Genomic DNA, 13,118 nt, shown 5'->3' with positions numbered 1-13,118 from the left:
AGCATGACACAATGGGTCTGTTTGACAAACTTAAGAAGCTTGTATCTGATGACAGCGCTGACGCTGGTGCAATCGAAATCATCGCACCACTATCTGGTGAAATCGTAAACATTGAAGATGTGCCAGATGTTGTTTTCGCTGAGAAAATCGTTGGTGACGGTATTGCTATCAAGCCAGCAGGCGACAAAATGGTAGCTCCTGTAAACGGTACTATCGGTAAGATCTTCGAAACTAACCACGCATTCTCTATCGAGTCTGACGACGGTGTTGAGCTTTTCGTTCACTTCGGTATCGATACAGTTGAACTTAAAGGCGAAGGCTTCACACGTATCGCTGAAGAAGGTCAATCAGTTAAAGCTGGCGACACTATCATTGAATTCGATCTAGCTCTTCTTGAAGAGAAAGCGAAATCAACGCTAACTCCAGTTGTTATCTCTAACATGGACGAAATCAAAGAGCTGAACAAGCTTTCTGGTTCTGTAACTGTTGGTGAAACTCCAGTTCTACGTGTAACTAAGTAATTATTACTTAAGTTCAAACACGGATAAACGCTGCCAAATGGCAGCGTTTTTTATTGCCTGCTATTTACGTCAGGTCTGTAACTCCAGACTACTGGAACAGTAAATGGTCAGCTTCTCGCGCTGAGATCAAACTGTAGATATTCATACCCCATAGCCTCCTCCGCAACCAATCACACTACACATTGATATCGCGACTGACAGAGATGTTAACCAGAGAATAGTACGCACTTGTTTTGATTGGACTTAGAAGAGAGGGAAAAGAAAAAGCCCCTTTTCCTTTGAGAGAACTGGGGCTAGGTTGGTTGCCAGAGCCTATGTGGAGATCAAGAGAAATGAACACATTTCCGGCATACCGGGTGCAACTTTACATTGAAAATGATTGGCAGGTGAGAGATGAGAGAGCCGCTCATTCTGTTATAAAGTTGCTTGCCAAAAGCCCGTACTCGTATCCACGTCTGGATATGTTGAATACAGGCTCGATAAACTACTGCAATAGTGTCATTGCAGAGTTTGGCAACTGTTTCGCTTGAGCAAGAATCGATGTACCTGCCTGTTGCAAAATTTGTGCTTTAGTCATTTGCGTGGTTTCTTTCGCAAAATCAGTATCTTTAATTCGGCTGTTTGAAGCGTCAACATTTTCCTGGATGTTCGCCAGGTTATTGATACTGTGGCTCAAACGGTTCTGTTTCGCGCCTAAATCAGCACGTTGCGAGTCGACATACTTCAGCGCAGAATCCAATACAGAAATGGCGTTCTGAGAGCCCTGAACCGTCGTCATATCAATATCTTGTACCGATGTTCTCACTGGTTCGCTGTTTAAGCCTAACTCAGATGCGAGACCACCGGAGATAGAAATATCGCCTTGAACATTTGGATGAGCCACAAAAATCTGTAGCTTGCCATCTTCGCTCACTGACGCGTTAATCATATCAGACTGGCCGTTGATATACGTCGCAAGCTCTTCAATGTCATCACCCGCTTTAGCCGTAATGCTAATGTCTAGATCATCAACATTTCCGTTCTCATCCTTGCCCATACCCGGCAGGGTAATGTTGAGATCTGCTTTAGTCGGATCGACACTCCAATCTTTGCCCTTACCAGATTCAGAGAAGAAGGTTACGCCACCCATACGCGTATCGTCAGCACGGATACTGGTGAGGCCCATGATCATGGCTTCACCCGAGCTAGCACCTATCTGGAATGCCGCGTCACCAAATGAGCCGTTAAGTAGACGACGGCCACCGAAAGAGGTCGTTTCTGCAATTCGGTTTAACTCATCAATCAGAGCTGAAGATTCTTGGTTAATCGCTTGGCGCTCTGCCGGAGAGTTAGTTCCGTTCGATGATTGAATCGCAAGATCGCGCATACGTTGCATCACGGATGAGGCTTCATTCATCGCACCTTCAGCCGTCTGCGCAATCGAAATACCATCGTTCGCGTTACGCATAGCCACATCCAGACCACGAGATTGCGCAGTAAGACGGTTCGAGATCTGTAAACCAGCCGCATCATCTTTCGCACTGTTAATCTTGTGACCTGTAGATAAACGCTCCATCGAAGTATTTAACTCGTCAGTCGCTTTGTTTAAATAACGCTGCGCGGTCATCGCGGAGACGTTAGTACTAACTGTTACAGCCATTTTGCTCTCCTTTTGAGTTCGCAAGCTTTTGCGAAGCGGCCAGCTTTACTCTCATTTGGATAAGCACTGACCGTAAAAATTACCCGCTAAATCTACCTGGATGCAGGGTTTAGAATTTAGAAATCCATACTGACAATCTCAATACAATTTGTATGCCAACTTATAAGTCACATAAAAATTAAACAACAATCCAATTTGAAACAATCAGTTACATCAACAAAGTCGCCTGCTCCATCCACCCAGTAGCGAACACGAGTCACGTATGTTTGCCGCTTTCGGTAACAATATGCCGCTCAAATACCTTAACGCTGATTGGAAATTTCTCGCACTTAAGGCATGGCACATAAGGCATTAAAAACTTTCCAAACCATTCAGATAAAGCTGAGTATCGCACCTAGATATAATTAAATAGCGTTAGGTCTTTGGTTTTACCAAAAGCTTGTTGTGAGGCTTGTAAAGCACGTGAATTCTCACTGAATTCAATCACGGCTTTCGAGTAATCTAAATCTTCAAAATTGCTCTTTGCCTTGGCCAGCGACAGATTAAAGTCTTCGTGGTTTTGCTCCTGAATATCAAGAGTACTTAACCTTGCCCCGACATCGGTGCGCGCCTTGTTGAGATGAATAAACGCCGCCTGAAATTCTTCGGTCATTTGATGTAATTTCGCTGTCGAGGATGTATCCGAAACAGATTGTTCAGACCATGACATGGCTTGCTTAAAGGTGTCGAAAATATTGAAAGATTCACGCTTTTCAATACCAATGCTGTCGCCGGGCGTAATCTGCCCTTTTACCTGCATTTTTAACTCTTTGTACTCAATGCCTTTCTCAGGTGAAAATTCATCCGCTTTAACGACCGAACCATTACGCTCTAACTGATAGCCAAACTTACCGTTATTCATATCAACAAATGTCACCCGGTAAGAAGCCGTATCTTCTGTGTCAGCATTGGTAGCTTTGCCTAACAACAACTCTGAACCGTTCTGCAACTCGTAATTCGGCTGATAATCACCAAACGGGTTAGGGATTTCCATAAACAATTTGCTGCCAGGGTCGTTCATCGGCATCTCAAGCATGCTGGATACTTTCATCTTGCGCTGATAGTCATCACCGGCGTACTGCACACTGCCGTCTTTGTCGCGATAAAAAGGCTGACTTTTCGACTTTGTACCGGCAAATACATAATTCCCCGACTCATCTTGCGCATTCACCAAGCTCAGAAAGTTATTGGCAATTTCTTCCAGTTCACGCTTTTTGGCTTGCCTGTCCTCGACAGAGAGCGCACCGTTAATCATTTCCATCGTGAGACGTTTTGATTCGTCAGCGTAACTCTCTGCGTTGGCGATGTTCACTTCGTGGTTTTCTAGTCGATTACGTACCAAAGTTATCGAGCTTAAATAATGCTGTATTTGCTCTTGCTGCTGACCAATATTCTGAACGTAATGCGCAGCCAAAGGGTCATCACTTGGCTTAAGCAACTTCTTACCCGATGCAAGTTGTTCTTGATTGTGATGAACCTTGTTCTCCTGGCGGCGCAAGTCATTTTGTACGGACTGATAGTTATGGAAACTAGAAATTCGGGTTAACACTTATTTCTTCTCCTTACCTCAGTTGTAAAATGGTGTTGAAGGTATCATTCGCCGCCTGCATCACACGTGACGACGCCATATAAGCCTGCTGAAATTTCATCATGTTGGCGGCTTCTTCATCTAGGTTGACGCCAGAAATGGACGCTACACGTTCTTGTGCGGATTCATGTTCCAGCTGAGCAACCGATGCCAAACGGTTAGCCGTTGCCGATTTCAGCCCCACCTCGGTATTTAGATTGTGGTAAACATCAATCAGAGTGCTCGACTTGCCATCCATCATTTTGTCAGTCTGCAACTGCTGCATTTTCCTCAAGTTGCCATTGCCACCTGGAGACGGTACTAAGTTGGCCGTAAATTTGTCGTTCAGCAGTGCGCCTTCGGTGAGTTCAAAGATCGTTGCATCACCATTTTTATACAACGGATGGTTCTTCGGCACTGAAATTTCGATGATTGGATTGTCTTTATCCAACGGATAGTCGTACTTATCGGACAACAAATTGCCTTTGTTATCGGTAATTTTTAGCCACGCTTTGTCGTGTTTTTCGTCCGCAGGCTGTACCGTCACCTCAAACTCTCTAACGTCACCGGCTTCATGAATTTTGAATTTAGCGCTGCCTTGAGCAAACGTGGTAGACGCTTCATAGCTTTGCGCCGCAATGGATTTTGCGTCGTTGGTTTCCATTTTAATGATGGCGGCACCGCTGCGGGTAGGACGTAAAAGTACACGTTCGCCAGTGGCAAGGCCTTCACCAATTTGAACGTTCATACCGTCCAACACGAATGAAGAATCCGACTGATCGATATCCAGCTTAAGCTGCTCACCCTTAGGGGTCGTGACGCTGTACTGGTCGCCATCATAGCGCAACGTATATTCCCCGCCTTTGAGTGCCGAGATATCATCCACATAAACCGCGACTTCTGCCTGAGAGTCAGGCGCGGCGAACACTCGTGATTGTGCAACCAACTCCGAGTTAATATCGGTAAATACCTCTTTACCAATTTTGCCATTGAGATCCAAACCTTGGGATTGCAACTGATTCACTTTGTATGAAAAACCGGTAGCCAATCGGCCCATCTCATCGAGTAACCGTGGAATGTGCTGGTCACGCATATTGAGTAGAGCGCCCATTTTTCCGTCGATGTCGTCTGATTGAATCGCCTTGATGCCGCCACCTTCCACCATCGCCAAACGTCGCTGGAGAACGTCTGGATATCCATCAATCATTTTTAACTGACTGGCTTCGGTGCCTGAGACTAAAGTGTGGCCATTACCAATGTGGACGTTAAACCCTTCCGCATTTTTGCGCGGGGTAACCGTGACCTTGGTGTATTCAGACAGTTCCTTAATCAGCTTCTCATGTTGGTCCATCAGATCATTGTGCGGCCCCGGAGTACGCATCATTAGACGGTGAGTATCGCGAATCTCCAGCGCGATCTGGTTAATGCGCTCTATCCCCATATCCAACTTCTTGTTGGTTACATCAGACTGTAATCGAACCGTTTCATGGAAATCGTTCAATGTGTCAGAAAAGATCTTTGACTTCTCAAGCACCACTTTACGCGCGCCTAAATCATTTGGAGTGTCAGACATGGTTTTAACCGCATCAAACCATTCATTGAGGTTTTCAGGGATCTTCTTCGAGGCAACCGAGCTCAGCATGCCTGACAGCATGTCGAGATTATCTTGGGTATCGGTTTTGTTGGCATTGTTGGTCGATGCCATATTGAGTTCATTAACGGCAAACTGATCCCAAGAGCGGCGAACATTTTCCACATGCACGCCCATGCCATAAGTGGCTCCGCCAAACTGACGCGGATCGTTAGTGCCTTGAACAACAGACTGACGGCTATAACCCTCTGTATTAACATTAGAAATGTTATGACCAGTGGTATTCAATTGTCTCTGAGCGGTAAGCACACTTTGAGTACCTACATTCAGAAGATCTGACGCCATACATGCCCCCAAAAACGAAAAAATCGGTAAAAGTCCGATTGACTACACAAACAAAGCAAAAGGTATGCCAAGCAAAGAAACAAGTAGGAACTATCGATAAAATAAAGGCTTGCACAATGGCAAGCCTTAAAGATGAGAAAAACAACGAGGGACTACATGCTTTCTATTTTCTGCTGCACTTGCAAAACTTTATCCGCGTAGTCAGGGTCAGTGGCGTAACCAGCATGTTGAATGTCACGAATGAATGATTCGGAATCGCCACGTCTTTGCAGAGCGGCCTCATAACGCGGATTATCGTTTAAGAATCGAACGTAATCGTTGAAGCTGTCTTGGTAGCTTGAGTACGAGCGGAACGCGGCCGTTTCTTTCACTGGCGTATTGTCATGAAACTCTAATGTCTGAGTGGTGACTTTCTCCCCCTGCCAACTGCGATCCGCTTTGATATTAAACAGATTGTTGCTGCTACCATGTGCGTTCTTAACTACTTTTTGTCCCCAGCCTGTTTCTAACGCGGCTTGAGCAAGAAGCAGAGATGGCTCAACCCCTAACGCTTTAGCTGCCTTTTCTGCATAAGGCATCATTGAACTGACAAAAGATTCTGGAGAGTCAAATCGAGTCGGTGCTTGAATGTTAGCTACAGTACGGTTTGGACGTTCTAACTCGCCAGAATCAATCAAACGTTGTTCGGTTTCACGTGCTTTTTTCGGGTCAACACGGCGATACTCCACGGCATTATTTGCCGCATCACGCACAGCGGTTTCATTCTTATCGCTGCCCTGTCCTGCTGTCAGCTGAGCGACAATCATATCTGCGAGCCCCATTGAGCCCGAAGCACTCAGTTCACTTGCCATCTGCTCGTCCAACATCTGACGGTAAAACTTTTCGTTCTGACTGTTCATGAAATTCGACTCGAAACCTTCGTTTGCTTCACGCATCGACTTGAGCATCATTGAAGTAAAAATGGATTCGAACTGACGCGCTGCTGCACGCAAGGCTTCGTGCTCACCATCTTTGCCTTCTTTGACGGCTTTTTGTCTTAGAGTATCAAGTGAGCTGATGTCGTGGATAAAGCCGATATCGTTAGGATTCTTAATCATTGCCGCCTCCTAACGACTTAGATGATGATCAACTGGCCTTCAATCGCACCAGCTTGCTTTAATGCCTGTAAGATAGCCATCAAGTCTGAAGGCGCAGCGCCGACTTCATTGACTGCGCGAACCAAATCGTCCAGCGTCAGACCCGGCTCAAACTTGAACATCTTGCCCTGCTCTTCGTTCACTTCAATGTCAGAATCCGGAACAACTACCGTCTGGCCGCCCGAGAAGGCATTCGGCTGACTCACACTGAGGTTTTCTTTAATGGATACCGTCATACCACCATGTGTTACTGCTGCTGGCTTAAGGCGCACATGCTTGCCGACAACGATGGTACCCGTACGGGAATTTACGATGATTTTTGCGGCACTATCCGCTGGATCGAATTCCAGATTTTCAATCGCAGACAGAAACGCTACGCGCTGGCTCACATCACGCGGCGCGCGCACACGAACAGATGTCGCATCAACCGGACTCGCCATTTGAGGACCAAGGAAATTATTAACCGCATCGGCCATGCGTTGCGCCGTGGTGAAATCAGACTCTAGCAAGTTAAAAGTGATGTAATCGCCACGGCCAAAAGGGTTAGGAATTTCGCGCTCTACCGTCGCACCACTAGAGATAAGACCGACGGTTGGGTTATTACCGACAATCTTTGAGCCATCGGCACCTTCCGCACTGAAGCCACTAACGACCAGATTACCTTGTGCAACGGCATACACCTGGCCATCTAAACCTTTTAAGAAAGTTTGCAGTAAAGTGCCACCACGCAGGCTTTTCGCGCTTCCGATGGATGACACCGTGACGTCGACTTGCTGACCTGGCTTAGAAAAAGGCGGCAATGTTGCCGTTACCATCACAGCGGCAACGTTTTTGATTTTTGGCTTGGTACCCGGCGGCAGTTGAATGCCGAAGTTTTGCAGCATGGCCGCGAAGCTTTGTTCCGTAAACGGGTTAGACTCCCCGGTACCCGGCAAACCTGAAACTAAACCATAACCTACAAGTTGGTTGCTACGTACCCCTGCCACTTGCGCGACGTCTTTGATACGTGCGGCTTGAGCAGCAGTTGAAAACAGCGCAGCGCTCAGTAGGAGTAAAAAGATTTTTTTCATGCTTACCTATCTCTCGCAATTGAATTGCCGCAGTACGACACCTTAAAGCGCTACATTAAAGAATCGTGCCAAGAAGCCAGGCTCTTGCATATCTTGTTGCAATCCGGTGCCTGAATATTGAATGCGGGCATTCGATACCCGGTTAGAAGCAATCGTATTGTCAAAATTAATGTCGTCAGGGCGAATGGTGCCACTTAAGCGAATGTACTCATCGCCCGTATTCAGGGTCATCCACTTCTCGCCACGGATAACCAGATTACCGTTGGCCAGCACTTCAATTACTTCAACAGTAATGTAGCCGCTGATGCTGTTACTCTGTTTCGCTGACGAATCACCCACAAAGCTGTTACTGCTGTTTAAGTCATAAGAAAAGTTGTAATTACCGCCGATTTGCAGCTCTTGCCCACCAACTGATAGCGGATCCATGGTCGAATCATTACTTTTCGACAAATCCGCGTTAGCACTCTTAGTCGCGCTCGTGGTTTCATCTAACGTGACAGTGATGATGTCACCAATACCACGAGGTTTGGAGTCGTCATAAAGATCGGTAATGTGCTCGGGACTGAATAATGACCCGGTTGCCGCAGCATAGTGCTCCGGTTTCTGTTTTGGATGGATTGGAGCCCATGCTGGATCGCCAGCCACCGGATCAGTTCTGCCACGTAAAGTGTCCACAATGCCGCTGCTGTCTTCTGATTTGTCGCCTTCAACGGCATCAACCACCGTCGTTGCTTGAGAGACTTCATCGGTTTCAATTGGCTCTAGCATGGCACAACCAGACATGGTGCTGATAAGTGCAAGCAGGTAAATACGTTTCATCATAAGATCCTTAATCTCGATGCTTAAGCGTTACAGCTGCTGGTTCACGAAGCTCATCATCTTATCGACGGATGAAATCACTTTAGAGTTCATTTCATACACACGCTGCGCTTCGATCATATTGACCAACTCTTCGGTCACGTTAACGTTCGACGCTTCAAGCATGGATTGGCGAATTTCACCCAAACCATCCAGCCCTGGTACCCCTTCTTGTGGGTCACCACTCGCACCAGTTGGCAAATAAAGGTTCTGACCAATTGGCTCTAAACCTCCCGGGTTAACGAAATCGGTAATGGTGAGCTGGCCGACGACTTGGTTGTCTTGCTGACCACGAACACGAACTGACACTTCACCGTCCTTACCAACGGTGATTGAGATTGCGTCTTCAGGAATGACGATTTCTGGCTCTACTGGGTAACCAGAGCCTGATGTCACGAGCGTACCTTCACCATTGAGCGTGAATTGACCATTACGCGTATAGCCGATGTTGCCATCCGGCAAAGTCACCTGAAAGAAACCATCGCCTTCCACCATCATATCCAGCGCATTCGTGGTCGTTTGCGCATTACCGTGAGTGTGCACTTTTTGCGTGGCAACCACTTTAGAACCGGCACCCAACATCAAACCACTTGGTAATTCTGTGTTCTGAGAAGACTGACCGCCTGGCTGGTTAATGTTCTGATAAAACAAGTCTTCAAATACGGCACGGCTTTTTTTGTAGCCAACCGTTGAGGCGTTCGCCAGGTTGTTTGAAATCGTTGCGATGTTGGTTTGTTGGGCGTCTAAACCGGTTTTACTAACCCATAGTGCTGGATGCATTGTGAACCTCTAACTCTGTTAACTCATACGAAGCAGTGAATCTGAAGACTTGTCCATCTCTTCAGCGGTACTCATCATCTTGACTTGCATTTCAAACTGACGCTGAAGGTCAATCAATGCCGTCATTTCACCCACGGCATTGACGTTACTTCCTTCAATAGCACCGGTCTGGATGCCGATGGTTGCGTCTGCTTCGTAAGGCTGGTTTGGAGTTTTATGGCGAAATAAGCCATTGGTGTCTTTAAATAAATTGCGGTCGTCAGTTTTCACAAGCTTGATACGATCAACCACTTGTAATTCTTCTGCTGGAGCACCTTGTGGAAGTACAGAGATGGTGCCATCACGACCGATTTCAATTTTAGAGAGAGGGATAGGTAAAGTAATCGGGGCGTCATTCTCACCCAATACGGCATGGCCACTCGCATTAGTCAGCAAGCCATTTTGATCGACTTTTAAGTTGCCGTTGCGGGTCAACCCTTCTTTGCCCGTGTGGTCTAAAACAGACAACCAACCGCTGCCTTCGATAGTAATATCCAAATCGCGGCCAGTGGTGATCACACTGCCTTGAGCAAAGTTATGTCCCGGACGCTCAGTCATGCTAAAAACACGTGAAGGGAGCCCTTCTCCATACGCTTGCATCGAACGAGCCTGTGCCAAATCCGCACGAAAACCCGTGGTGCTCACGTTGGCCAGGTTGTTGGCACGCAATTGCAGAGCCTGCATGTTTTGCTTGGCGCCGCTCATTGCGAGAAACAGTGCGCGATCCATAAATTACTCCCTAAAGTCCTCTGTACTTGAGAGTAAAAGCAATACTTATGCCAAAATAAAATACACTTAATATTCAACGAGTTGATTTAAAATCGAACCAGATAAAGGAAAATTTTCGAGGATAAATCCGGAAAGAGGCAAGTTTTTGATCCTCTGAGCGGCAACGGCGGCAACGAAGAGATCAAATAATACCTAGCCTAAAGTGAGGTATTTTCGGGCTAAGCATCTGATGAATGTCATAAAGTAATCAAGCGAGCTGCCGAGCAGCGTCACTTGATAAAGCAGATTATCCGGCTCGCGATCTAGCGGATCTGCAGAATATTTTGTTGTAGCTGGTTATGCACTTCTAGCGAACGCGAGTTAGCCTGGAAGTTACGCTGAGCCGAAATCAGATCCACCAGCTCTTGAGTCATATCGATATTAGACTGCTCCAGTACGCCGTTATTAAGGGTACCAAACGAACCTTTATTGGATTCGCCCCAGATTTTGTCACCAGAGAACTGAGTTGAATCCCACTGAGTGCCGCCTTTTTTATCCAGACCTTGTTCGTTAGGAACACGGACGAGCGCAACGCGGCCCAGGGTGACGTTTTCACCGTTTGAGTATGTGCCCAACACGCTGCCGTTTTCATCAAAGTCAACTTTGGTCAGGAAGCCCGTCGTAGCACCATCTTCATCAAACTTGGTCAGTTCAAATGGCGCCGCAAACTGAGTTGATGCATCCAAACCAAAGTTCAGAGTTTGCATCGGATCAGCACCGTTAAGATTGATACCGGCATTTTCTGCCGCCGCACCACCTTCACCAACCGAAGCACCTAACGCCACTGAGCGAATAGGGTTGCCACCGTTTAGGCTCGCCAGAGTACCATCATTGTTGAATCTCATCGTGTGACCAACATGGCCAGATGCGGTTGTTGCATCACCTTGAGCAATGTTAACCGGCTTCTCACCATCTTTGTCCGTTACCGTGTAGTAGGTATTCCAGGTATTCGGCTGAGTCTGGTCTTTCAGGTAGTAAGTGGTCAACTTGTAAGACTGACCCATTGAGTCATAAATGGTTGAGGACGTTGAACGGTTATAAGTATCTGGATCAGAAAAATCAAACTGAGTCGGAGCTTTCAAATCACCATTAGCCGGTAAGTTTACGCCCACTTCAATGTTCGCCGTTTGTTTTGGCTTACCAAACTCAGCTGGAATATTGATTGGCTGTGGCTCGTAAGATGACACCTCACCAGAGTCTGGATTTACCTCATAACCAAGCAGAAACTCATCGTTCGCCGTTACCATGTAGTTGTCTCTGTTCAAATGGAACGCACCGTTACGTGTCATTTCATTTTGCTGCGGCACGAGACGATCTTTCGCCACAGCGAAGAAGCCCGTTCCTGATACACGCAAATCCATCGGGTTATTGGTGTAAACACTTGAACCTTCGTGGAATTGCTGAGCAACCTGGCCAGCCTGAACACCACCACCTGGTGTGGTTTTGGCGTTGGTAAACAAAGAGTTTGAGTAGACATCCGCAAACTCGGCACGAGACTCTTTAAAGCCATACGTATTGGCGTTCGCAATGTTGTTACTGGTGGTGTTTAAATCCAATTGAGCGGCGGACAAACCGCTTAAAGATACATATGACATTCCAAAGTCTCCTGATCTCGCGTGTTATGCGTTACGCTTTGCCGACTTCCAATACTTCTGCAAGTCGAACTGGCGATTCAAAACCCGCCAGATTAAGTAATACGTTTCCGTCACCCTTACCGAGTAATACGCTGTTTACATTGGCATAAGTGGAGACTGGGAACTCTTGCGACGCCCCATCAACTAAGCCAGATGCTTTCACTTTGTATTTACCGGCAGGCAATGGATTCCCGCTTTCATCATTACCGTCCCAGAGCACACGGGTGTCACCAGCTGGTTTCGCCCCGACCTCAAAAGTACGAACCAGTTGGCCAGCCTCGTTTTCGACACGAACAAATAAGTTGTCGATAGACTGCGAAAGCTTAACCATGGCTGCCATTGGGGCTTCGTCTTGCTTCACACCCGCAGCGCCTGGGACCAAAACATCGCGCCCAACCAGAGAAGAAGCCTGTAATGCTTGGTTCGATGTCATCGACGAGTTCAAACTCTCAAACTGAGTGTTCATTTTGCCGATGCCATCAACGGTCGCAAATGACGCCATCTGCGCGATCATCTGGTCATTACTGACTGGCTTAAACGGGTCCTGCTGAGACAATTGCTTGGTGAGCAAAGATAGGAAGTCTTCCTGTTTCAGGTCCTGCTTACCTGTGCTCTCTTCCGCTTTTTTGTTCTCTTGTAGGCTTTTGAGCTGGTCGATGTAGGACAAGCCGCTTTGACCAACGTTGTTAAATCCGGCCATACGCTACCTCCTTATCCTTATTGACCCATCTGCAGCGTACGCAGCAGCATTTGTTTACTTGAGTCGGCAACTTGAACATTGGTTTGATATGCGCGAGAAGCCGAAATCATGTTTGCCATTTCTTCCATTACATTAACGTTTGGCTTGTAGATGTAGCCTTGTTCGTTTGCAAGAGGATGATCAGGGTTGTACTCCGCATTTAGCGGTTTATCACTTTCTACAATTCCCAACACTTTTACTGGCACCGTATTACCGTTACGCATGGCGTTACCTAACTCGGCACCAAATACAGCATGACGCGCTTTGTAAGTGTCTTTCGCAGAGCTGCTGACACTATCCGCATTCGCCAGGTTGCTTGAGGTAGTATTCAGACGAACAGACTCAGCGCTCATTGCGGAACCTGTCACATTGAAAACGTTAAATAAGCTCAT

The 13,118-nt window shown here is 46.8% G+C and carries 12 protein-coding genes; 1 reads left to right on the top strand and 11 read right to left on the bottom strand.

Annotated elements, in window-relative coordinates:
* The first annotated feature begins 11 nt into the window (after positions 1 to 11).
* On the top strand, positions 12 to 521 hold the full coding sequence (gene crr, locus L9Q40_RS00175) for a PTS glucose transporter subunit IIA (RefSeq protein WP_014231102.1): 510 nt from the start codon (positions 12 to 14) through the stop codon (positions 519 to 521).
* Positions 522 to 1,005: 484 nt separating this feature from the next.
* Here crr and L9Q40_RS00170 read toward each other — a convergent pair whose 3' ends face one another.
* The 11 genes from L9Q40_RS00170 to flgC form a co-directional block, all read right to left on the bottom strand.
* On the bottom strand, positions 1,006 to 2,160 hold the full coding sequence (locus tag L9Q40_RS00170) for a flagellin (protein WP_065296460.1): 1,155 nt from the start codon (positions 2,158 to 2,160) through the stop codon (positions 1,006 to 1,008).
* 394 nt (positions 2,161 to 2,554) lie between these two features.
* Positions 2,555 to 3,748 (bottom strand): flagellar hook-associated protein FlgL, encoded by a 1,194-nt coding sequence (gene flgL, locus L9Q40_RS00165; RefSeq protein ID WP_498791626.1) that lies wholly within the window; start codon positions 3,746 to 3,748, stop codon positions 2,555 to 2,557.
* 13 nt (positions 3,749 to 3,761) lie between these two features.
* Positions 3,762 to 5,702 (bottom strand): flagellar hook-associated protein FlgK, encoded by a 1,941-nt coding sequence (flgK, locus tag L9Q40_RS00160; protein WP_498791625.1) that lies wholly within the window; start codon positions 5,700 to 5,702, stop codon positions 3,762 to 3,764.
* A gap of 152 nt (positions 5,703 to 5,854) precedes the next feature.
* Positions 5,855 to 6,799: a flagellar assembly peptidoglycan hydrolase FlgJ gene (gene flgJ / locus L9Q40_RS00155; RefSeq protein ID WP_498791624.1), complete on the bottom strand. Its 945-nt coding sequence runs from the start codon at positions 6,797 to 6,799 to the stop codon at positions 5,855 to 5,857.
* Positions 6,800 to 6,816: 17 nt separating this feature from the next.
* Positions 6,817 to 7,908 (bottom strand): flagellar basal body P-ring protein FlgI, encoded by a 1,092-nt coding sequence (locus L9Q40_RS00150; RefSeq protein WP_020333342.1) that lies wholly within the window; start codon positions 7,906 to 7,908, stop codon positions 6,817 to 6,819.
* Positions 7,909 to 7,950: 42 nt separating this feature from the next.
* Entirely contained in the window at positions 7,951 to 8,727 is a 777-nt protein-coding gene (gene flgH / locus L9Q40_RS00145) for a flagellar basal body L-ring protein FlgH (protein ID WP_014231096.1), read from the bottom strand.
* Between the two features lie 30 nt (positions 8,728 to 8,757).
* Positions 8,758 to 9,546 (bottom strand): flagellar basal-body rod protein FlgG, encoded by a 789-nt coding sequence (gene flgG, locus L9Q40_RS00140; protein ID WP_498791621.1) that lies wholly within the window; start codon positions 9,544 to 9,546, stop codon positions 8,758 to 8,760.
* Between the two features lie 18 nt (positions 9,547 to 9,564).
* A complete protein-coding gene (locus tag L9Q40_RS00135) occupies positions 9,565 to 10,314 on the bottom strand; it encodes a flagellar basal body rod protein FlgF (RefSeq protein WP_014231095.1) in 750 nt (249 codons plus the stop codon).
* Between the two features lie 302 nt (positions 10,315 to 10,616).
* Positions 10,617 to 11,948, bottom strand: coding sequence for a flagellar hook protein FlgE (flgE, locus tag L9Q40_RS00130; RefSeq protein ID WP_498791619.1), 1,332 nt, complete (start codon positions 11,946 to 11,948; stop codon positions 10,617 to 10,619).
* A gap of 31 nt (positions 11,949 to 11,979) precedes the next feature.
* Complete coding sequence (gene flgD, locus L9Q40_RS00125; RefSeq protein WP_014231093.1) at positions 11,980 to 12,687, bottom strand: flagellar hook assembly protein FlgD; 708 nt, start codon at positions 12,685 to 12,687, stop codon at positions 11,980 to 11,982.
* A gap of 17 nt (positions 12,688 to 12,704) precedes the next feature.
* The gene (gene flgC / locus L9Q40_RS00120) at positions 12,705 to 13,118 is read right to left on the bottom strand and encodes a flagellar basal body rod protein FlgC (RefSeq protein ID WP_014231092.1); all 414 of its coding nucleotides are present in this window, start codon (positions 13,116 to 13,118) and stop codon (positions 12,705 to 12,707) included.

Origin of the sequence: Allocatenococcus thiocycli (assembly GCF_921292965.1) — a bacterium.
GTDB classification, from domain to species: Bacteria; Pseudomonadota; Gammaproteobacteria; order Enterobacterales; family Vibrionaceae; genus Vibrio; species Vibrio natriegens.
The sequence above is the reverse complement of the archived record's forward strand: the minus strand, read 5'-3'. Positions and strand labels throughout refer to the sequence as shown.